Source organism: Phocaeicola vulgatus ATCC 8482 (genome assembly GCF_000012825.1).
Lineage (GTDB): Bacteria > Bacteroidota > Bacteroidia > Bacteroidales > Bacteroidaceae > Phocaeicola > Phocaeicola vulgatus.
Map to the genome: position 1 here is coordinate 138,122 of NC_009614.1, position 22,899 is coordinate 161,020.

Sequence of the window (22,899 nt, forward strand, 5' to 3'; positions counted from 1 at the left end):
ACCCCATGTTGAAACAGAAGACATTAAAAGGCAGTTTTTCTTTAAATGGAAAAGGCCTTCACACCGGAGTAAACTTGACGGTGACATTCAATCCTGCACCGGACAACCACGGGTATAAAATCCAACGAATTGATCTTGAAGGACAACCAATAATTGATGCCGTAGCAGAAAACGTAGGTGATACTACCCGCGGCACTGTGCTGATGAAAAACGGAATAAAAGTAAGTACAGTAGAACATGCTTTGGCAGCTCTTTATGCAGCTGGTATAGACAACTGCCTGATTCAGGTAAGCGGTCCCGAATTCCCTATCCTGGACGGCAGTGCCAAAGCGTATGTAGAAAATATACAGCGTGTAGGAATCGAAGAACAGAATGCTGTCAAGGATTACTATATCATAAAATCAAAAATCGAATTCAGGGACGAGGAAACCGGATCTTCCATCATTGTTCTTCCGGACGAAAATTTCAGTGTGAATGCACTGATCTCTTATCAGTCTAAAATACTGTCCAATCAGTTCGCCACACTGGAAGACATGGCTAAATTCCCCACCGAGGTAGCTTCCGCGCGTACCTTTGTATTCGTCCGCGAAATAGAACCATTGCTGGGTGCCGGACTGATCAAGGGAGGCGATCTGGACAACGCCATCGTAATCTACGAAAAAGAGATGAGCCAGGAAAACTACGACAAGCTGGCAGACGTCATGGGGGTTCCCCACATGGACGCCACCAAACTGGGCTACATCAACCATGTTCCCTTGGTATGGGACAACGAACCGGCCCGCCACAAACTGTTGGATATCATCGGCGACCTGGCACTGATAGGCAAACCCATCAAGGGACGCATCATCGCCACCCGTCCGGGGCACACCATCAACAACAAGTTTGCCCGCCAGATACGCAAAGAAATCAAACTTCACGAAATACAGGCTCCGTCCTATAACTGCAACGAAGCTCCCATCATGGATGTCAACCGCATCCGCGAACTGCTTCCGCACCGTTATCCTTTCCAGCTAGTGGACAAAGTCGTTGCCATTGGCGCCAACCACATTGTCGGTGTGAAAAACGTAACCGCCAACGAACCCTTCTTCCAGGGACACTTCCCACAGGAACCTGTCATGCCGGGTGTGCTTCAAGTAGAAGCCATGGCACAATGCGGTGGTCTGCTTGTTCTTAATTCAGTGGACGAACCCGAAAGATACTCCACCTACTTCATGAAAATAGACGGTGTGAAATTCCGCCAGAAAGTAGTGCCGGGAGACACTTTATTGTTCCGTGTTGAATTGTTGGCTCCTATCCGCCGGGGCATCTCCACAATGAAAGGATATGTGTTTGTAGGCGAGAAAGTAGTCTGCGAAGCCGAGTTTATGGCACAAATAGTAAAAAATAAATAACCACTAAAAAAACAACATGATTAGTCCATTAGCATATATACATCCCGAAGCAAAAATTGGTGAGAATGTAGAAATCGGTCCTTTTGTGTTTATCGACAAGAATGTAGTTATCGGTGATAACAACACAATCATGCCTAACGCCAATATACTGTATGGCTCACGCATAGGGAACGGCAACACCATTTTTCCGGGAGCTGTTATAGGCGCTATTCCCCAGGATTTGAAATTCCGCGGTGAAGAAACGACTGCCGAAATAGGTGATAACAACACCATTCGCGAGAATGTAACCATCAATCGTGGTACAGCGGCTAAAGGCAAAACCATAGTGGGCAGTAACAACCTGTTGATGGAAGGGGTACACGTAGCACATGATGCCATCATAGGCAGCGGTTGCATCATAGGCAATGCCACCAAGATGGCAGGTGAAATTATCATTGATGATAACGCCATTATCAGCGGCGCCGTATTGATGCACCAATTCTGCCGGGTAGGCGGTTATGTAATGGTACAGGGCGGTTCACGTTTCAGCAAGGACATTCCTCCTTATATTATAGCAGGGCGCGAACCCATTGCCTACGCAGGAATCAATATCGTAGGACTCCGCCGCCGCGGATTCTCTAATGAACTAATAGAGAATATACACAACACCTATCGCATTATTTATCAAAATGGCATGAACGTTACCGATGCCTTGGAACAAGTACGCAAAGAAATACCTATGAGCAAAGAAATAGAATATATTATTTCTTTCATAGAAAATTCTCAAAGAGGTATCATCAGATAACAAAGTTTTTTATAACTTTACTGCACGAAAAAAAAGTTATATAGTATATACAGTATAAATATATGATTTACAGATTTACACTAATCTCTGATGAAGTCGATGATTTTATAAGAGAAATAAAGATAGACTCGGAAGCAACTTTCTTTGATTTGCACGAAGCAATATTGAAAGCGGCAGGATATAAAGATGACCAGATGACCTCTTTCTTCATTTGTGATGACGACTGGGAGAAAGACCAGGAAATCACACTGGAAGATATGGGAAGCAGTTCGGAAGAAGACAGCTACATCATGAGAGAAACCCGCTTGAGTGATTTGGTGGAAGACGAAAAGCAAAAATTGCTGTATGTATTCGACCCGTTGGCAGAACGAGTGTTTTTCATTGAACTGTCGGAAATCATCACCGGCAAAGACCTTGACAAAGCAGTGTGTTCGCGCAAAGCCGGAGAAGCCCCGAAACAAACCGTCGACTTTGACGAAATGATGGCAAAAAGCAATAGCGGAAATCTGGATATAGACGAGAATTTCTACGGCGACCAGGACTTCGATATGGAAGACTTTGATCCCGAAGGATTTGATATGGGCGGTGCCTCCTCACCGGACCCTTATGAGCAAGAAAACTATTAATCTTAACGGGGGCGGACGTTACACGTCCGCCCCTCTCTTTTTATAAACACCATGCCTGACACCCTTATCGTCCTTATCGGCCCTACCGGTGTAGGAAAGACCGAACTAAGCCTTTCCATTGCCGAACACTTCCGGACTTCCATTGTTTCGGCAGACTCACGCCAATTGTATGCAGACCTGAAGATAGGAACTGCCGCCCCTACCCCCGAGCAACTGGCGCGTGTTCCTCATTATTTTGTCGGAACATTACAGCTAACAGATTATTACAGCGCCGCACAATACGAAGCAGACGTACTGGCACAACTGGAAATCCTATACCAAAACCATGACACTGTAATACTGACCGGAGGTTCCATGATGTATATAGATGCCATTTGCAAAGGCATAGATGATATCCCCACTGTAGACAATGAAACACGCCAGCTGATGCTACGACGTTACGAACAGGAAGGGCTGGACACTCTGTGCGCCGAACTAAGGCTGCTGGACCCCGAATATTACAAAATAGTGGATTTGAAAAATCCCAAACGAGTAATACATGCATTGGAAATATGCTACATGACCGGAAAAACTTATACTTCTTTCCGTACCCGTACTCACAAGGAACGCCCTTTCCGCATCATCAAAATAGGATTAACCCGCGACCGCGAAGAATTGTATGACCGCATCAACCGCCGCGTGGACATCATGATGCAGGACGGCTTGCTGGAAGAAGCCCGGCAGGTATATCCTTTCCGGCATCTGAACTCGCTCAATACCGTAGGATACAAAGAAATGTTCAAGTATCTGGACGGAGAATGGACATTGGAATTCGCTATCGGGAAAATCAAGCAAAATTCCCGCATTTACTCTCGTAAACAGATGACCTGGTTCAAACGGGACAAAGACATCGTGTGGTTCCATCCCGACCAACAAACAGAAATTATGCAATATATTCATTCAGTTAACCACTAATTACAATCATGAAAAAATTACTAACCTTCATCATGGCTTGTGTCATAAGCCTGGGTGCAACAGCCCAAATCTCGGAAAAAGCATTTGAGAAATGGCATCAGAACAAGTATTCCATGTTCATCCACTTCGGTCTTTATTCCGAACTGGGAGGCGTATGGGAAGGCAACCCCGTCACCCGAGGATACAGTGAACAAATCCAATCGTTTGCGGGAATCTTCAGTGACTGGTATGGAGATACCGCCCTGCGCTTCAATCCCACCCTGTTTGATGCAGACGCTATCGTGTCACTGGCCAAAGAAGCCGGTATGCGCTCCATCATCATTACCACCAAGCATCACGACGGTTTCTGTATGTTCCGTACAGCCACCACCGACTATAATTCATACGATGCCACCCCCGGCAAGCGCGACTTCATAAAAGAGATGGCGGAAGCTTGCAAACGTGGCGGAATCAACTTCGGCATCTATTTCTCACTGATAGACTGGCATTTTCCACAAGCCTATCCTATCTCCAGCCATAACTGTGATTTCATCACCCCACAGCATCATGAATTCACCAAAGCCCAAGTTACCGAACTGTTGACCAACTACGGTCCCATCTCCGAACTTTGGTTTGACATGGGTTCCAACACTCCTGAACAAAGCAAGGAACTGTATCAACTGGTGCACAGATTGCAACCAGACTGTATGGTAAGCGGCCGGTTGGGCAACGATCAGTATGACTTCAGTGTCATGGCAGACAACACATACCCCGAAGGCTCCTTGCAGACCGCATGGCAAACAGCAGCTTCCATGTTCGATGAAACCTGGAGCTACCGTTCCTGGCAGAAAAGGGGGGACGTTCACACCAAAGCGATGGAAAAACTACGCAGCCTGATCAATGTAGTTTCCCATGGCGGAAACTTCCTGCTGAACATCGGTCCCAAAGGTGACGGTTCCGTAGTACCCTTTGAAAGAGAGGTGCTGAAAGAAATCGGTATCTGGTTGAAGAAAAACGGTGAAGCCATTTATGGCACAGAAGCCTCTCCTTTCCGTGAGCAATTCGAATGGGGAACCATTACCCGCAAAGGCAATAACCTCTACCTCATCTTATCAGGCAACCGCCCTGCCGATGGTAAAATCACTTTGAACGTGCCGGGATGCAAACTGCAAAAAGCAGACATTAAAGCTATTCAGAAAGGACAGGAGATGATCTTCACACTACCCGCCGACGCATACGGAAAAGACATCCAAGTGATTTGCGCCACGTTCGACCAACCGGTGAAACCGCAACCTATGGCTGCACAGCGCACTCCCAATTATAGTTATTCCTGTTTCGATTATTACAGCAACTACCGCAGTACGGTGAGCTATCAATGGAGCATCAACAAATCCAACCTCAACGCATTGGAATTTACCTATACTCCGCAGGAGAACGGTAAGGAATTACTGGTTGAAGTAGATGGAATACCTTACACAGTAACCCTTGACGCAGGCAAGGCACAGGCATTAAACCTGCCTTCCAAGACCGTATGGGGTCAGCGTTACTTCTGCGGACCGGGCAGCGGATTGTTCGATGCTCCTGCCACCATCCATACTGATCCGGACAAAGCACCGGTAAGAAAAGGACAATGGAAAGAAGTGAATGAGGAAAAAGCCATGTTCCCCAGCAATATTCTGGAAAGTTACTTCCTGATGCAGCAGGTAGAATCGCCCAAAGCACAAGATATTCTAGTAGATGTAGGTGCCGGAAACGGTATCGAAATCTATCTGAACGGCAAGTCGGTAATGAAACACCTCAACCCTTACCGCTGCAAGTTCCGCGAGGAAAAGGTGCTGCTACCGCTTCAAAAAGGCAGTAACCAAATTGTGGTAAGAATATACAACCGCTTTGAAAAAGAAACAGGCTATCTGCTGCGCCCATCAGCGGAACAGGTTATCTACAAGCAGAAATTCACTTTGCCGCAAGTGGCAAAAGGAAAAGTTCATACTGTTGTTGTAAAACAGAATAATCTGCCATCCATCCATAAGGACACAGAATTATCCAATCTGAAGGTAGAGGCAAAATAAAACTTTTCAATAAATAAAAAATGAAAAACCTCTCCCCGGATGTTTCTGTCATGAAATGTCCGGGGAAAGTTTTATATAAAGAAAACATCATTCTAGAATTTACCAATAGTACTGACAGGCCTCATGCATGAAGATCATAATATTCATAAAGTACCCTTCATACAGTCTGTTCCGATATTATGCTTTCCTCCTGTCTGCCTGATAATTCAGAATTACCCCCAGTACTATCAGTACAGAAAGTACAATCCATGCAACATTCAAAAAGATCCCTTTCCATTCCTGCCGGGTAATGAACTGTGAATACAAAGGTCGTATAATCGGAGCTTGAGGATGGTGGAGTTTACAGCGGGACCGATCAATGGCTTTCTGATAATCATCTAAATCAAAAATACAACGCTCATAACATACAACGGCTTGTCCTTTCTCATGCCTCACCGGAATAACCCATGCCTTAACTTCCCGCTCCTCATACTTATGATGGGGCAATGAATCGGTAAATGCAGGAGCTACAGAGAAATGATATTGCTTCTGTTCCTTACGATAGCGGTGTCTGCCCATACTTCGTGTCACCTCACGAGTGACAGTCACACTGCTCCTTCGGGCATAATCCACCTCCAGAGTATCGAAAGTAAAATACAGAGCATTATTCTCCAAATTATATAAATCGGTAACAGCATGATAACGCACCACTTCATCTGCCGAATGAAAAAGCCAGTTCTGTAAAGGAATATTAAAGGCCATACTTGCAGCTGCCATCAATATAAGAAAAGGAATTTTCCATCTTGAAGCAACGATAAAAGCCCCTCCGGCGAGAGTGAGTAACGGAGGTAAAGCATACGTCGTAATTTGTAACCAACCACCCGGATTAAAACCCAGGATAACGGTGAACAAAATTCCCACAAAAGAAGGAATGAAAAGTAACAGTAACAGCTTTACAACCCAATTTTTCATATTCAATATTAGTTTTATCCTGCCAAAGATAGCAATATAATTCTTGTTGTCTAAATCAAATTAGTAAATATTTTATCTATACAACAAGGCTAGGATTCATGAAACTGACAGGGAAAAAACAATAAGATAAGACCGATAAAAAAATCAGCTGTAAAGGAGGAAATTTCCACCCTTACAGCTGATAACTTTATCTAATCTTACTATTCAGACTTTCTTCCGCCTGTAACTACATCTCTGCAAACAAGGGGAAAATATTTATTCGGCAATCGTCACATTCGTCACCCTTTCCAGCCAGAAGCGGTTCCGGTTAGGATGGAACGGTTTGTATTCCGTATTCAACTTAATGGTGTTATTGCGGAAGACCAACCCATCGACAGACTTGGCATAAAGAATAGGAGCGTCGAAGGTTTCAAACTCATTGTCTTCAATCACAATGCCACCCTCGGGTCCGCCGTGGAAATATTGCTGCTGTCCCTTCAGGTCGGGAATCTCCGGATAGATGGAGATAACCGCATTGGTAAACTGGAACAGATTAGTCAGCGCGTTTACAAAACGGTTCTTACGGATAATGACATGACGGCAGGCACCGGTCTCAAACCAACCGTTGCAATCGCCGCAAAGCAGAATAGCAGCCCCCGAAGTATGGTCAAACAAGTTATTCTCGACGATAGTCTTGCGCGGGGTACTGAACAAAGAACCGCGTGCACGGTTATTACGGATCACATTGCCGGAAAACAAAACTTCAGGAGTCCATGTGAGGTTCTCTATTCCGAAACCACTTTGTTCATTAATTACCTGGTCTACCGGTTCCTGAAACGTAATCAGGAACTCTCGCGCGCCTTCGGTCTGTTCTTTGTCATAAGGACGGATAGAAATGATCTTATTCTGTTTTCCGACCAGTTCCATCGTATTCGAACGGATAAACTGCACCTCATCACCCGGGCATCCCCACTCGAATCCCCACGACTGACCATGCATATAGCGGCCCACCAAGGTACGGTCGTCCACCCGTTTCACCACTTTCAAATAAGTGCCATGTACATTGATGGCATCATCCATCATCCCCTCATACAACCCGTTGCAAGACACAATCTTACCCTTACAACCGGAAAAATGGGTCGCATCTGCCTGCGTGGTAAAATAACGCGGATCGGCATCCCCTTTCAAACATACGCCAAATTTCTCAAGTGTAATATTTTCACAAAGCTGTGCCAACAATCCCATGCCTTCCGCATAATGTACCTTCACATTCTCAATCGTTGTATTGACATCATGGGAAAGGAATATACCGGGTGTAGGACGTCCCCAGCCACGCATGGCCACCACTGTCCCCGGCACTAGGCGGGCATCTTTCCACCCCGGAGCATGGATACGGCGCGGAGCCACCTCACTGGCTCCTTTCGTCGGACAACCTATGTCACTGGTATTGTAAACCAGATGTTTGGTATCCCCGTCAAAAGCAATTCCCCACGAGTGTCTCATGGTCCATCCTTCACCATAAGCCTCGAATATGGAATCTTTAGCAATGCGATAATCGACCCACGGAGCCGGTTCAAAAACAATTCCATCCTGCGGATCGTTTTCTACGATCTTCACCTGGGCAATATGGGGGTTCTCGAAATCGATGCTGAAGTTCTTTAACAGACAGTTTTCGGAACGCAACAAGGAAACAGGCAACATCCTGCCGTGAAATACAAATTCGGAACCTTGCCCGTCTAATGTCAGATTCTTCATGTCCTCTAATGCGATACCTACTTTCTTGGGATTCGTTTGGTCGTGATTGGAAATATAATACTCGCGCACAGCGGCTCCTTTTTCATGAAATTCATAACGCCCTTCGGGAAAACGGAGGATTACCTTCTCACCTTCCTTATATTCCGCCTTTATCTTGGCAAGCGCTTTTTGAAGAACCGGAGAGGCATTTTTACTGCTATTGGCTTTCAGACCGAAAGCAGAGATTTCATAGACTTTCTGAGCAGAAAGAGTGGTGCACGATAACACCAGACTCAATGATAAAACAGATAATAATTTCATTTTCAGTTAGAATTAAGAATTAATCGTATTGAAGTTTAAAGATACAGTGAAAGGAAATAGCCCAATCTATTAATCAGATTTGTTTAAATTATTTTAACATAGACTTAAAACAAAACACAAGCATGAAAAAGGCTTGAAAGCAACGTCTTTCTAATAATAGCAAAGAGGAAATGCAGCCCCAGCTGCACTCCCCCTTTCCTTATCCTTGTTACTATTTTTAAATAGAATGTTATAAAATTATTTTAGAAAGTGTCATGATATCCTTTCACCTTGTTCCAAGCATCCACACCACCCGTCCTCCAGTCTGGAGCAGATGCTTAAGAACAACATAAACTCGATACACTTCACTTAAATGCTACATTATTTGTCAGCTTCCGTCGCCCACTCTTTGGCTCCCCGTTCTTTCAGTTTAGCGGTGAATGCTTTGGCTTTTTCCATACTTGCCTGCTCTTCTTCCGGGCTTGCATAAGCGTGCTTGTAGCCTTTCACCACGTTCCATTCTCCACGAGTGAAGTCGGGGAACTCTACGGCAGCGCAGTTATTGTCCATAGATATCTCACCCAGTTCGGCCAGTGCGCACCACTCGGCAAGGTCATACACATCCATATCCAGAGGCAGACCATTCTGCAAACAATATACCAGACGGCTGTCCATGATAAAGTCCATACCCCCGTGTCCGCCTACCTCTTTGGCTATTTCACCATACTTCTTCAGAATAGGGTGCTGGTATTTCTCAACCAAAGCATCCATTTCAGCTTGTGGCAGGAATCCGTGTGAGCTGAGATTGTCCACCTTGGGTTGTACTCCTGAAGCACTCAGCTGATCAGCTCCCAATGCGTAGCCTTCTGTAGGATATTTGTTGGCGAACCCTTTCACACCTGTCAATTGATACAAACGGTTATAGGGTTGCGGAGTCATTACATTGTGTTGTATTTCGATCACTTTACCGTTTTCGGTACGAATCATAGTCGTAGTGTGATCTCCATTACGGAAATTAGTGCATTCTGAACCTGTTTTGGCTTCTACCAATCCTTTTCCTACTACTGATTTGGTATCCATGGCAGTCAGTGTCTTCATACGGTCGCCACGGTGAATATCCAAAACTTGTGCCACAGGGCCAAGGCCGTGTGTAGCATACACATCACCACGATGACGCATATTGAATTCCAGACGCCAGCCCAGTTTATCGTTTTCACCGTTTTTCCAGTAATAATCCCAGAAATCGCTGAGGTTGTGGATGTAAGCTCCTTGTGCGCGGATTACCTCACCGAACACACCGTTCTGCGCCATGTTCAGCGTATTCATCTCAAACCAGTCATAGCAGCAGTTTTCCAGAATGAAGCAGTGCTTGCGTGTTGTCTCGCTCAAGTTGACAAGATCCCAGCATTCCTGCAGGTTCATGGCAGAAGGTACCTCGATGGCTACGTGCTTGCCGTTCTCCAATGCACATTTGGCAATGGGGAAGTGGTGCAACCAGTCTGCGGCGATATATACCAAATCAATATCATCACGTTTACAAAGTTCCTCGTAACCTGTCTCACCCGAGTAGATTGCCGCTTTCGGCATAGAAGCTTTCTTTAAAATGTTCTGGCATGCTTCCGCACGTTTAGGGTCATAATCACAAAGCGCCACGATTTGGGTGCCGGGAATATGGGTGAAACGCGATACAGCTCCGGGACCACGCATTCCCAAGCCAACAAAGCCTACACGCACCACCTCCATTTTAGGAGCAGTAAGTCCGATCACGCTTTTTTGTCCGGCAGGACGTTCGGGGCTTTTTACAACAATAGTTCCCTCGTTCCACTCCCATTGCGTACCTTTATCGGTCGTATGAACAGTAGGAGCCTGAGGTGAACATGCACTCAGCACAACACATGCGCCGGCTACGAGTAATAGTTTGATTTTTTTCATGATAATTGTTTTATAAATAAATAATAAATGAATCGGTTTATGCACGAACACATAATAAATACGCCTATAAAGGACCTTCCCCCCCTAGTGGAAGTGATTTTTTTAGAATCCATGTATTTCCATTCATTGTCATTCAGAAGGATAAACAAAGGCTTGCTGTCCATTGGACATGGAAAAACAAGCCTTTTTCATTGTTTATTCAAAAAAGTTGAAGAAAACAGAAAACATTAGTATCCAGGGTTTTGGTCATCTTTCAACAGCGGATTCACGTCCATGGCAGAAGTCGGAATAGGCATCAGGAGCAAACGATCTCCCCATACTTTATCTATTACAACATATTTTTGCCATTCTTTTTTCACCGGATCAAATCCTCCACAAGGTGCTGTACTTTCGCCATTCATCGCCTCACGACAATATTCCAATCCGTAACGACGTATATCATCGTAACGATGACCTTCGGCTGCCAGCTCAATACGACGCTCATTGCGTACCAACTCAAGAGCCGCATCTTTTGACAGACTGTTCGGAACATTGGGCATACCGCAACGGTCGCGCAAATCATTCAAAGCATGCTGAACTTTTTCATCCCAACCATTATTTTGTACACGAGCTTCAGCATAAGTCAACAAAACCTCAGCATAGCGAATGATCGGATAATCCTCCACACTCTGCCAACCTTGATAAGGAGTAAGAGAAACCAACTTACGGTAATTATATCCGGTCCAAGATTCATTTCCATCTGATCCGGCTTTCAAAGGATCCCACATATAATAGAAATCACCGGAGAAGTCCGTTTCCTGCCATCCTTTCAATGGAAATAAAATAGAAGCATACAAACGGCTGTCACGATTACGGAACTCCTGCATATAAGGGATTGACTTGATGTCCAATGTAGGCACCTTTTCACGGAACACTGCCGGAGCAACCGATTTATAAGTTTCTCCCACCGGCTCTGCAAAATACTTCATCCACATATCGGCAAAACGTGCACGTCTGGTTTCTTCGGAAGGAATTTCAGGAAGAGTTTTTCCATCAATGCTCCAATAGGCATCCACCAGATCCTGCATGGGCTCAAAAGAAGAGTATCCAGATCCCATCTGACTGGGACGAATATATGTATAACGAGTCCAATCACAGTTATTATCATCTGCCATGTATTCACGTGTCAGGATATATTCAGGATTACCCGGATTGGCATTCTCTTTGTGCCACAAGGTTTCATAACTGAACAATCCTTTTACAAACTTGTCTTTGTCAATACCCACTTCAGCAAAATCAATATATTTCTCCATTTCATCAGCTTCCTGCTGTTGTGCCGCATTCAAAGAAGTTACACGGAACAAGGAATGATGTCCTTCCGATATCACTTTGCCGGCAGAAGCCTCAGCCTCTATATAGTTACCGAAATAAAGGGCAGCGCGGGCACGCAAAGCCAAAGCAGCGGCACGGGTAATACGGCTTGACTCATACAAATAACTGCCATCATATTCATCAGGAAGTATTTCGGCTATTTCATTCAGCTCGCTCAAAATAAAAGCCTGTACTTTTTCTGCCGGATCGCGTTTTGCATAAGGTGCATTATATTCGGGCACATCAGTAAAAAGATAGGCCTTGCCAAACTTCGTAGTCAGTTGTAAATACTGCCAGGCACGGAAGAAACGGGCTTCTGCCTTCATACGTTCCTTCAGTCCTTCACTGATATCACATTTATCTACATTGATGATAAAATTATTGGCTATGCGGACTGTACTATAACCATAACCAAAATCATTCCCTGCCGTGATACCATTGGTTTGTACCAACTCATAGGGACCTTCCCACGGTTTATGGCTATGCGCGTTATCGGTATACATTTCATCCCAGATATCCATGCCCGGGAGTTCTGCATACAACGCGTTCAATCCATTCCAAGCATCTTTCTCGTTTTTCCAGAAAGTCTCGGTAGATATATCAGAAGGTGGAACAACGTCCAAATCACATGAAACCATAGATGCACACAGCAGTGCAGAAAATGTGATATATTTAATGTTGAATTTCATAATTTTATTTTTTTGAATTAGAATGATACGTTAACACCAAAGGCTACAGATTTAGCACCAAAAGCACTGATACCACGTCCGGTAGAGGATTCGGGATCAAAGTCCTTCATGTCTTTGTCGGCACGGAAGGTAAACAAGTTCTCGCCGGTAAGGAAGAATTTAAGGGAAGACAATCCCCAACGAGTTACCGCATCCTTCGGAACCATATATCCCAAGCTGATGGTCTTAATACGGAAGTAATCGGCATCAAATAACTGGTAATCAGAGAAATGCTTATTATATTCATCATAGTAATTACCTCCATACAAACGGGGACATGCTGCATTTGGATTCGGATTATCTTCATTCCAACGACTTAAATGATACTTTCTCGGATTAGAATTCAACATAAAGGCAAACACCTGTTCTGACTCAAAAGCCACACTGGTACCGGAAACGCCTTGGCCAAATGCCGACAATTCAAAATTCTTCCATTGCAAATTGATATTTATACCATAAGTAAAATCGGGTACATCTTTGCCAATAATAGTGCGGTCATCATCGGTAATGTCATCTCCCCATTCCACATTTTCACGCTGGGGTACATACTTAATGTCACCGGCATTAGGCTTGCGTCCGTATTTATAATAATGTCCCGCATCAATCTCTTCCTGGGTATACAGTCCATCCGTTTCCAGGCCATAATAAGAACCGATGGCTTCTCCTTCTTTCAGAATATATCTGACTACATCTCCACCATTCTGTATCATATTGTCTGATCCGGCCAAGGTTACGATTTCATTGTTATTAGTAGCAATGTTACCACTTACAGAATAAGACAGGTCACCAATCTTATTGCGGTAGGTTGCTGCCAATTCAAAACCTGTATTACGGACTTTGGCCAAATTCATAACCGGTTTTGTCCAAATACCCGTTTCTGCCGGAACGTTATAGCCCAACAAGATATCTTTAGTATTTTTGATATAATAATCGGCAGTCACACTTAGTTTATTATCGAACAAATCTACATCCAAACCGAAGTCCGCCAAAGCTACAGTCTCCCAACCCAAAGTCTTGTTAGTAATCTGCGCTTCAAGCACCCCCTTCACCGGCTCATCATTAAAATTATAATTTGCATTGCTGCTCAGCAATTCAAAATAGTCATAATATCCTACATTGTTGATATTACCCAACGTACCATACGAAGCTCTCAGTTTCAAGTTATTCAGCCAAGCTATCGGTTTCATGAACGATTCTTCGCTGATACGCCATCCGGCGGAGAAAGAAGGGAACCATCCCCAACGGTTGTCCTTATGGAAACGCGAGGAAGCATCAGCACGAAGATTGGCTTCAAACAAGTAACGGTCTTTATATGAATAGTTTATACGACCAAAGTAAGAAAGCATTTTGCTCTCCACAATACCACGTCCATCAGGTAAATCTTTTGAAATATTATTACCTTGTTCTATATCTTCCAGACCATCGCTTACAAAATCTGTTCGTTTACTATATAACCGTTCAGACTTATAATGCTCGTAGGATGTACCAACCAGAAAATTCACCGCATGTTGTCCCAGTTTCAAATCATACTTGGCAGTAAGAGTAGTCATCATATTGCTGTTGCTGATCCAATACATACTCATTGAGTTCGGACTACTGTTGCCCGTACCGGGAATTTCCTTTCCTGTTTCAAAATGTACTACTTCAGGATACTCAGCCGAATAACTCTTGCTTTTATATTCATAACGCTTATAATCCAATTGTCCCGAAATGACCAAGTTCTCAATAGGTTTCAAATCAAAACCCAAATCATACATGGTATTTTCCGTAGTACTTTTGCTCCAGTTGTCAAAACTAAGCGTACGGAGTGGATTACTATTCATAAAGGTTTGTGTTGCATCCTTACCTCCGGCTATACTACCCCATTCGCCATTAGACTGCTGAGCCACCATAATAGAAGGAACCAAAACAAAATTGGCAATCCATGGAGTGCCGTTTTTTGTATCGGAACTATTACGAATATACTTCACTCCGGTTTTCAAAGTCAGCCATTTGGTGACATCACTTTGAAGGTTAAGATTCAGATTATAACGATCGTCAGTAACCCCCGGCATGAAATTATCATTAAATACATAGCCCACACTGCTAAAGAAACGTACTTTCTCACTGCCTCCGCTAAAGTTCAAAGAATGTTGGGTAGTCAGCACATGTTTGTCCAATACCAGATCAGCCCAATTCGTATTTGGATAGTAATCGGGATTGCTGCCATCTCTAAACCATCCGATTTCTTCATTCGTATAAGCCTGATTTTTTCCTCCTGAAGGATTGGCGTTATATTTAGCTTCATTTAATAAGGTCGCATAATCCCATGAATCAAGGACATCCGGTAAATAAGTCGGAGTTTTGACTCCGACATATCCACTATAAGCCACATTCATTTTCTCTGCCTTTCCTCCTTTAGTCGTAACCAATACAACTCCATAGGCTGCACGAGAACCGTAAATGGCCGAGGAAGCAGCATCTTTCAAGAATGAAATTGACTCAATCGTGTTCGGATCAAGATTGGAAAATACCGTAGCATCTGCAATAGCACCATCGATCACATATAATGGAGCAGAAGTTCCCAAATTACCACGACCACGGAAATTAATAGAAGGTGTTGAACCCGGACGAGAAATAATAGTTACACCGGGAACGGTTCCTTGTATGGCAGACAAAACATTAGTCTGCACACGGTCTTTGATATCATCTGTACTGACAGAAGCAACAGCACCGGTCAAGTTTACTTTCTTTTGAGTACCGTAACCAATCACTACCACTTCATCCAGTGTTTTCGTGTCTTCTTTCAACGTTACATTATAAGAAGTAACTCCAGATTGCACTTTTACCACTTGAGGAAGATAGCCGATATAGCTAATCTGCAATTCATTACCCGAGACTGTCAATGTAAAGTTACCATCGAAATCGGTAATCGTACCATTGGTCGGAGCCCCTTTCTCTACTACAGAAGCACCGATGATAGGCTCTCCCAAAGCATCTTTCACACAACCGGTCACTTTCTTTGCCTGCTGCTGTTGTTGTTTTTCTACAGCAGCCACGGCATTCGCCTTTGACACAATGATCTGATTATTTACTATCTTATAAGTATAACCAGAATTTTTAAACATCTGGGCCAAGACTTGTTCAATAGTAGCATTCTGAGCCTTTACTGAAACCTTTTTGTCCAGTTTGATCTGATTGTCATTATAGAAAAAAGTATAGTCACTTTGTCCTTCCACTTCCTGCATAATCGTATGCATGGAAACATTTGACTTATTCAATGAGATGGTACCAGATTGGGCATTAACAGGTATTGCACAAACAGCACACGCCACTAAGGCACAAAAAAGTTGCCTTTTTACTTTTTGCGGATAAAATAACCGCTGGTTCGTTTTTTTCATAAATACATAATTCTTTATTAGACTAAAATCAACATGATTTTCAAAATACAGTGATAGAGACTATGGATAGTCAAGCCTGTCTACAGTAGTTTTCACAATTGTTTTTCATACTATCATTTTTATAATTACTATTTCATTTCTTCTATGATATAATGATCATTACTTATTAATCTATAATTTAATGGCGCACTGTGTGAAATATAATTCAAAATCAAATCCAATGATTCGCTGTGCATCGTAAAAGTAAAGCGATAATGTCTGGCAATATGGGGGACACATTCAATCTTTTGTCCATACCATTTTTCCAACCGTTCCAAAATCATCTCTAATGTCTCATTTTTAAAGCTCATTCTTTTTCCTTGCCGCCAAGATGAATAAGCATCCGCGTCAATAGTAGTGAGACTAATGCCATCAGTCTTGCTATATGTCAACTTTTCGTTCGGTTTCAAAACATAACTTCCGCCTTTCTGTTGATTACTTTCAAGTACTTCCACTTTTACTTTTCCAGTCAACAATACAGTTTCGCCCTCCTCATCACCATCATAACTAAACACTTCAAAAGAAGTACCCAACACAGTCACGTCCATTTTCTGGGTTTTTACAACAAAAGGGTGTGTTTTATCAGGCGTCACTTCAAAAAAGGCTTGTCCCGAAAGCTGTACTTCCCTTTTCTCCCCAGAAAACTCTTTTGGATAAGTAAGCCGGCTGCCTGCATTCAACATAACCTTTGTACCATCAGCCAATCTCACGGAATCCATTGATTGGTATCCGGTATTCACTACATATATAATTTCTTCACCACTATTTTTCATCAACAACAAAGCTGAAAGCACCATACATACTGCAATCATCGCAGCCATTCCATATTTATAAAAGGATTTCTTTATAAAAGGAAACCTCCGCCCTCTTACTTTCTTCATAATACCATTCAGTATCTTTTCTTCCCTCACCAAATCCACTGCCTCTTCGGACATTTCTTCCCATTGTCTATGAAAAGTATCATTTACATATTCATAGTTATTCAATGCCGCACGCTCCTCCGGGCTTAAAGAGCATTTGCTTTCAAACAGCTTTCTTATAATATCTTCGTTCTTTGTTTTCATCCTTTATTTGATACCCTACGGAAATTCATCCATAAATTTCCCCTGTACTTACTATAAATACACGCCAAAAAAGACATACCCCCAATGCAAGGATACATTTTTGCTAAAAAAAAATAAACTATGATTATTTAAAAGATAAAAATCAGATAAAGCATAATGTTCTTCTTTAAGAACTTGATTGCTTCATTAATATGTCGTTCTACTGTTTTCTCACTGATATTCAACCGAGTAGCAATTTCTTTGTAGGTCAGATGTTCATCACGACTCATCTTAAAAACTTCTTGTTGACGAGGTGGCAACTCACCCACCATCCTTTTAATAAATTCTTTTAAATCAGCTGCACTTAGCTCATCTTCCATATCATAATAATCCATTGCAGCACTCAACACCGTAAGTTTATAGGCATTCTCATTGAAACTTTTACGAAACTGATTAAAAATAAGATTGCGTGTAATAATAAAAAGATATCCCTTAAAATTATCATCCGCACGTAAAAAATCACGTGTCTCCCACACTTTCACAAACACTTCCTGCACCACTTCCTCAACTTCTGTTATGGAAGACAAATACAGACGAGAGAAATTATAAACTTTAGACCAATACAATCTATACAAAGTTGTAAATGCCTTTTCATCTCCATTTTTTAATAATATAATCAGTTCTTTTTCCGACATCGCATACAAAATCTGCACAAATATATTATTAATAGTTAAGAAAAGAAGCAATATTATTTTATTTTTTAAACAAAGAAAAAAAACATCATAGAAAGTCAGATTTCTACATTATGAAAAGCCACCCAATAAATCAGCGGAGAAAATCTGTAATCAATATAGCCAAAGAAAAGATGCAATCAAAAAAAAGAATCTGTAAATGCTTACTTCCCAACAGCATCTACAGATTCTTATTCATTTTATTCTTGCAGAACGAACACGTTCTTTATTTCTCCAATGCTTTCATTAATTCTTTTTTTACGGTATCCACCCCCGGAAAACCGGTGTGTTTTTGAATAACAGCCCCCTCCTTATCAACAATAATATAAGTCGGAACGCCCTGTATGCTGAACTGCTTGCTCAAGTATTTCCATTGAGCCGCCGTTACCCGGTAATGCTCTCCATGAATATCCGGAATCATGTTATCCCACGTTTCCTTGGGCGAGTTCTCTCCGGCAATAAAAACATATACAATATCTTTACCTTCAAGATCTTTCTTCATCGGTTTCATCTGTTTCATAGCCATTTTGCAAGGACCGCACCAAGTTGCCCAGAAATCAACCAAAATCACCTTACCCTTAAATTTAGAAATGATGGAATAAAATAAATCTTCATCTTTTACTTCTCCGGATTCATTAACGGTATAACCTTTCTTTTTCTTATTAGCATCAATCGTTTCCAAAAGACGGTTGTTCATCTTTGTCAGTCTGCCGAGATAATAAGGGTCACTCATCTTCCGTATCTCCTCAAAATCATGTACAGTCAATGGAGTGAAGTCACTGATTTTCTGAGCATATTTCATCATTTTCTGCAAGTCGAAAAAAAGTCCTTGGTCTGTGCCCAAATATCCGGCTATAATCTTTTTCAAAATATAGTCTTGCTGCATAGAACTGAATTCTTTAAACAATTCATCGTATTTTATTCGCAATTCGCCCATTTTTTCCTGATAGACAGATGTTTTTCCGGTATCTGTATCAGCCTTGAACTCACGTATTATCTTAGCATCTTCAGCAGAAACTTTATCGGAAGAGAGAATAAACGCAAATATATCACTCAACTCATCATCCATCTTCACCCTCAGATAGCCCATTCCCCTTACCAAATCAGCATAACCATTGGCATAAAGCATGACAGGCGAGTTCAGTATATTCAACTGCCGGATATAGTCATAGAAATCATCACTCAATTCCGGTTGTTTAAACTTTTGATAAGCTTCACGAGCCGGTAATCCACTGCACTGCACATAAGCATAGGCTAAATTAGAACTTACACGGGTCAATGTCAAAGTACAAAGCAAATCATTCTGAGCCAATAAAAGCTCCCGGTATGCCTGACTTCTTTTCTTATCGGAACAGATAGCGGATTTGGTTTCTTCATATTTTTTCAACCAATAAGCTTTATACTGACCGGCAGTCATATTATATAAATCATTCATATTCCAATGAACCATTCCCCATACATCCATCAAATGTTCATCATCGGTTATCATTTCATCATTCAAAGCCGCCATGGTACCTGAAAAATAGACTTTCTTTCCACCAGCACGCTTGCCTTTCAACAATTTGCTTTCAGAACGACTCAACTCACGCAAGTTGACAGCCATATCCAATTCACCACCGGGAACCAAAAAGACGTCAAAATAAATATCACGTCCCACAGAAAAACTGACCGTAGTCGGAGCACAAAGTTCAATCTCTGTCCGAAATGTTCCGTCTTCATTCACCTTTATTTCAGTATCCTCAAATTTTGCCGTCAACAAATCACAAGTCCTACAAGAAAACGGAAGTGCATAGTGCTTCTCATAGTCTAACAAACGACCGGTTATCACTGATTTGCCATCTTTCAATTCAGCCTTAGGCAACGGTTCAGCGTAATTCAATTTCTGTTTCTTCACATCATCCGATAAATCCAATTCCGGTAATTTACCATCCAAATGGATTCCCCATACCTTGAAACAGTCCTCACAATCGCTCTCAATGAAATCAATCACTTTCACTGTAGGGGGCAATAACGGAAAAATAAGACTAAAAGAAGCCTCACCGCTATCGGGCATCCAAAATTTTTCGCCCAAGGTAATTCCATTACCGGAACGAATCGGATACTTCTCTCCATTATCAGCCAACAAATAACTTTCATTACTTATCTGAATCCAATTATGAGGACGGAAAAAGGCTTTTACATCCAATACGGTTGCCGTATCCGAAACCACCACTCTGTCTATCTCGATAGTAGAAGAGCTACGAGCGATGAAAGGCGGCTGTTTAACCACCCTGTCTTTTGCCTGCAAAAGGCAGCAACTCACCATAGCAAGCAGTAAAATACCAAAGTTTTTCATTGTATCTTTTTTTTTAACATACTTACTTATTTCCCAAGTTCCTATCCAAAAGATTCTTTACTTCTTCGTATGCCTTTGTATATCCACGGGCCAAAGTAATACCATCCGGAGAGATTAACATAAGAATGGGAACTCCTGAAAAATAAAGGTCTTTCACTATAAAGCCGTTGCCCTCATCCTCTGTGTAAACTGTAGTCCACGGATGGCTTAGCAATCCCTGTACCCGTTCATCTTTCTTAAACTCTTCAGAACTTCCCTGCAACGATTTCAACAAATCATCACGGGTAAATCCCAATACCTCCAAACCTTTTTCATGATATTTTTGATAGAGATCCGTTATTTTAGGATTTACCCAAAAAGTACCAGGACATAATCCCCAATGATAAATCAACACATATTTGCCTTTATAATCAGACAAAAACACCTTCCGGCCGTCTTTATCTGTCACTGTAAACTCCGCTGGCGCAAAGCCTACTTCAATATTCTTCAATACAAGCAATTGCTTGTCAAGTATTTGTCCAAAATATGAATTTTGAATCTCTGGAGTAAATTGTGCCAAACGCTCTTTCACATCCTTATAAGTAGCATCAAAAACAAAAGCGGATGCATACATAAAAGCGGCATATTCCATATCGTTCACTTTCAATGCCAGACTATCACGAACAGTCTTCAGCATTAGCGGACGATGATATTCATTATACATTTGCCCGTATTTTGCCACACTATCATTTTGCTTTGTATCCTGATATTTCAGTATCTGACTGAAGATATCAATCATTTCAGTATTGGAAGACGCAGTCAGGCTATCATACCTAGCCACCAACGAATTGTCATAAAAGCCACCCGAATGACGAACCGCACCCAAGTAATCCAAAGACCCTTCCAGTTTTATATCATCACCTACGCGAGCTATAATCTCAGCTCCGCGAATACAACTCCGTAACGGTTCACCCACTTTAGGCTGATGCGTCAATAAATAAAAAGTAGTATGTTCCATAGGAATAAAAGCCGAGAAAATCCCCTCCTTTTCCACCAATATGGTATCTGTCCCGTCTTCTTTCCAATCGGGTAATAAAAAAGTTTTAAGAAAAAGAGTATCTCCAACCTGAAGCCCTTCCAAATGACCGGATAGTTTAAAGCCATCGGTCTGCATAGTTTGCCGGCATGACACTAGAGCCACTGCAAAGAGTGCCAAAGCTAAAATTTTCTTCATATATTCTTACTTTTATATAAATGACTTCCGTTATTTTGCATGACGAAGTGCCAACGTATCTTTTTTCTCTACAGGAAATGACTTTGTCGGAATATCACCTCTAAAGAAACCTTCCTCCTTTATTTTTTTGATACGTTTCCATGCCTGCTGGTAAAGTGTTATGCGGTCTTCCACCGGGTTCCCGTCTTCGTCCAAGGCATAACGCTGATCTTCGGAAACTGTAGCCATGTATTTCCTATAATAGCGAATGGCATTCTTCTCATCTTCTTTCCAATCATAGAGACAGGCTATTTTATAAAGAATGGAGTTTTTCTTTGTATAAATATATAACTTCTCCAAGGCTTCCACCTCTTTCTTTGTATCCCCCGCATAATCGTAACATTCTACCAACCCGTCATAAAGACGTACCATCATACTATCAGAAGGAACTGCTATGCGGAAGGCTTCTTCCATATATTCCACACCCTCCTTTTTCCAGGAAGTGCGTGCCGAAGCTTTTGCCAGATAATAGAGCACATTCACATCCATCGGATTTTTTTGATAAGCTTCTTTCAGATTATCGTATGCACCGTAAAACCAGTTATCCCCATAATGGGATACACCTAAATAGTAAAGAGTGAGAAAACTACGATCACCCAGTTCTTTTAATGACTCATAGCGTTTTACCGCCGTTCCGTACTCTTTCAGCATACAATAAGCCTTCGCATTCTGGCGGTTCACATCTATATTGGTGGTATCGGACAAACGATAAACTTCCGTCACATCAACAGCATCTTTAAACTGCTGATTGTTATTAAAAATACCGGCAATGCGTGCCACTGTCTGGGCATCCAACGAATCACGCCGATAGGCTATGTTATAACTGAGGAAGGCACTGGCGGCATCCTGCAATCCCTCGTATGCCTGTCCCAGATATTTGTATCCGGTGGCCGACAAGGAATCGCGTTCCAACCAGCCATGACAAGCCGTACGCGCTTCTTCATAATCTTCGGAAGCTAATAAAGAGCGTATGAACTGCAACCGGAAAAATTTATTTTCCGGTTGCAAATTCATTGCCTTCTGATAACAGTTGGCCGCCCGACGGGAGTTACCCGTCAATTTGTAACACTCGGCAAGGTCGATCAAAACTTTTGTGTTTGTGCTGTCTTTCAAGATAAGAGAGTTCAATACCCCTATGGCTTCCGGATAACGGTTCATCGCTTTCAGCGCCTGAGCTTTGGTAATCAGCAACAAAGAATCCTGACAATCGGGTTCAATCAGCGTAACTACTGTTTCATAATCATAATTATCCATTGCCTGACGAATCCCATCATTCACCTGGGCAAACAACGAAACGGGGAGCATACATAGCAGCAGTGTTACAAATTTTTTCATATCTTTA

Annotated in this window: 15 protein-coding genes; 5 read left to right on the forward strand and 10 right to left on the reverse strand. The window is 42.3% G+C overall.

Features of this window, described 5'->3' with window-relative positions; genetic code table 11:
- Window positions 1-5 precede the first annotated feature (5 nt).
- The 5 genes from BVU_RS00500 (at window position 6) to BVU_RS00520 (ending at window position 5,803) form a co-directional block, all read left to right on the forward strand.
- Window positions 6-1,391 carry a bifunctional UDP-3-O-[3-hydroxymyristoyl] N-acetylglucosamine deacetylase/3-hydroxyacyl-ACP dehydratase gene (locus BVU_RS00500; RefSeq protein ID WP_005851058.1) on the forward strand — a complete coding sequence of 462 codons (1,386 nt, stop codon included), beginning with the start codon at window positions 6-8 and terminating at the stop codon, window positions 1,389-1,391.
- 16 nt (window positions 1,392-1,407) lie between these two features.
- A complete protein-coding gene (gene lpxA, locus BVU_RS00505) occupies window positions 1,408-2,175 on the forward strand; it encodes an acyl-ACP--UDP-N-acetylglucosamine O-acyltransferase (RefSeq protein ID WP_005843031.1) in 768 nt (255 codons plus the stop codon).
- 62 nt (window positions 2,176-2,237) lie between these two features.
- Complete coding sequence (locus BVU_RS00510; RefSeq protein WP_005843033.1) at window positions 2,238-2,801, forward strand: IS1096 element passenger TnpR family protein; 564 nt, start codon at window positions 2,238-2,240, stop codon at window positions 2,799-2,801.
- Between the two features lie 51 nt (window positions 2,802-2,852).
- Window positions 2,853-3,755, forward strand: coding sequence for a tRNA (adenosine(37)-N6)-dimethylallyltransferase MiaA (gene miaA, locus BVU_RS00515; RefSeq protein ID WP_005843035.1), 903 nt, complete (start codon window positions 2,853-2,855; stop codon window positions 3,753-3,755).
- 8 nt (window positions 3,756-3,763) lie between these two features.
- Window positions 3,764-5,803, forward strand: coding sequence for an alpha-L-fucosidase (locus BVU_RS00520; protein ID WP_005843037.1), 2,040 nt, complete (start codon window positions 3,764-3,766; stop codon window positions 5,801-5,803).
- Window positions 5,804-5,980: 177 nt separating this feature from the next.
- Here the strand turns inward: BVU_RS00520 and BVU_RS00525 are convergent, their stop codons facing one another.
- From BVU_RS00525 to BVU_RS00570, 10 genes are all read right to left on the reverse strand, one after another.
- Entirely contained in the window at window positions 5,981-6,754 is a 774-nt protein-coding gene (locus BVU_RS00525) for a hypothetical protein (protein WP_005843039.1), read from the reverse strand.
- Window positions 6,755-7,009: 255 nt separating this feature from the next.
- The gene (locus tag BVU_RS00530; RefSeq protein ID WP_005843041.1) at window positions 7,010-8,788 is read right to left on the reverse strand and encodes a right-handed parallel beta-helix repeat-containing protein; all 1,779 of its coding nucleotides are present in this window, start codon (window positions 8,786-8,788) and stop codon (window positions 7,010-7,012) included.
- Between the two features lie 360 nt (window positions 8,789-9,148).
- Complete coding sequence (locus BVU_RS00535) at window positions 9,149-10,699, reverse strand: Gfo/Idh/MocA family protein (protein WP_005843044.1); 1,551 nt, start codon at window positions 10,697-10,699, stop codon at window positions 9,149-9,151.
- A 227-nt stretch (window positions 10,700-10,926) separates the two neighbouring features.
- Complete coding sequence (locus BVU_RS00540) at window positions 10,927-12,738, reverse strand: RagB/SusD family nutrient uptake outer membrane protein (RefSeq protein WP_005843046.1); 1,812 nt, start codon at window positions 12,736-12,738, stop codon at window positions 10,927-10,929.
- Between the two features lie 17 nt (window positions 12,739-12,755).
- Window positions 12,756-16,157 carry a TonB-dependent receptor gene (locus tag BVU_RS00545; protein WP_011964623.1) on the reverse strand — a complete coding sequence of 1,134 codons (3,402 nt, stop codon included), beginning with the start codon at window positions 16,155-16,157 and terminating at the stop codon, window positions 12,756-12,758.
- A 128-nt stretch (window positions 16,158-16,285) separates the two neighbouring features.
- Window positions 16,286-17,260 (reverse strand): FecR family protein, encoded by a 975-nt coding sequence (locus tag BVU_RS00550; RefSeq protein WP_005843050.1) that lies wholly within the window; start codon window positions 17,258-17,260, stop codon window positions 16,286-16,288.
- Window positions 17,261-17,388: 128 nt separating this feature from the next.
- Window positions 17,389-17,934, reverse strand: coding sequence for an RNA polymerase sigma-70 factor (locus BVU_RS00555; RefSeq protein ID WP_005843052.1), 546 nt, complete (start codon window positions 17,932-17,934; stop codon window positions 17,389-17,391).
- A 262-nt stretch (window positions 17,935-18,196) separates the two neighbouring features.
- Window positions 18,197-20,305: a TlpA family protein disulfide reductase gene (locus BVU_RS00560; RefSeq protein WP_005843054.1), complete on the reverse strand. Its 2,109-nt coding sequence runs from the start codon at window positions 20,303-20,305 to the stop codon at window positions 18,197-18,199.
- Between the two features lie 22 nt (window positions 20,306-20,327).
- Window positions 20,328-21,518 (reverse strand): peroxiredoxin family protein, encoded by a 1,191-nt coding sequence (locus tag BVU_RS00565; protein WP_005843056.1) that lies wholly within the window; start codon window positions 21,516-21,518, stop codon window positions 20,328-20,330.
- 30 nt (window positions 21,519-21,548) lie between these two features.
- Entirely contained in the window at window positions 21,549-22,892 is a 1,344-nt protein-coding gene (locus BVU_RS00570; protein WP_005843058.1) for a tetratricopeptide repeat protein, read from the reverse strand.
- Window positions 22,893-22,899 lie beyond the last annotated feature (7 nt).

Excerpts from the sequence above, each read along its gene's own strand:
- BVU_RS00520 (WP_005843037.1), top strand. The coding sequence starts at position 3,764 with ATGAAAAAATTACTAACCTTCATCATGGCTTGTGTCATAAGCCTGGGT.
- BVU_RS00550 (WP_005843050.1), bottom strand. The coding sequence starts at position 17,260 with ATGAAAACAAAGAACGAAGATATTATAAGAAAGCTGTTTGAAAGCAAA.
- BVU_RS00560 (WP_005843054.1), bottom strand. The coding sequence starts at position 20,305 with ATGAAAAACTTTGGTATTTTACTGCTTGCTATGGTGAGTTGCTGCCTT.
- BVU_RS00570 (WP_005843058.1), bottom strand. The coding sequence starts at position 22,892 with ATGAAAAAATTTGTAACACTGCTGCTATGTATGCTCCCCGTTTCGTTG.
- BVU_RS00555 (WP_005843052.1), bottom strand. The coding sequence starts at position 17,934 with ATGTCGGAAAAAGAACTGATTATATTATTAAAAAATGGAGATGAAAAG.
- BVU_RS00535 (WP_005843044.1), bottom strand. The coding sequence starts at position 10,699 with ATGAAAAAAATCAAACTATTACTCGTAGCCGGCGCATGTGTTGTGCTG.
- miaA (WP_005843035.1), top strand. The coding sequence starts at position 2,853 with ATGCCTGACACCCTTATCGTCCTTATCGGCCCTACCGGTGTAGGAAAG.
- BVU_RS00565 (WP_005843056.1), bottom strand. The coding sequence starts at position 21,518 with ATGAAGAAAATTTTAGCTTTGGCACTCTTTGCAGTGGCTCTAGTGTCA.
- BVU_RS00500 (WP_005851058.1), top strand. The coding sequence starts at position 6 with ATGTTGAAACAGAAGACATTAAAAGGCAGTTTTTCTTTAAATGGAAAA.
- BVU_RS00545 (WP_011964623.1), bottom strand. The coding sequence starts at position 16,157 with ATGAAAAAAACGAACCAGCGGTTATTTTATCCGCAAAAAGTAAAAAGG.
- BVU_RS00525 (WP_005843039.1), bottom strand. The coding sequence starts at position 6,754 with ATGAAAAATTGGGTTGTAAAGCTGTTACTGTTACTTTTCATTCCTTCT.
- BVU_RS00540 (WP_005843046.1), bottom strand. The coding sequence starts at position 12,738 with ATGAAATTCAACATTAAATATATCACATTTTCTGCACTGCTGTGTGCA.
- BVU_RS00530 (WP_005843041.1), bottom strand. The coding sequence starts at position 8,788 with ATGAAATTATTATCTGTTTTATCATTGAGTCTGGTGTTATCGTGCACC.
- BVU_RS00510 (WP_005843033.1), top strand. The coding sequence starts at position 2,238 with ATGATTTACAGATTTACACTAATCTCTGATGAAGTCGATGATTTTATA.
- lpxA (WP_005843031.1), top strand. The coding sequence starts at position 1,408 with ATGATTAGTCCATTAGCATATATACATCCCGAAGCAAAAATTGGTGAG.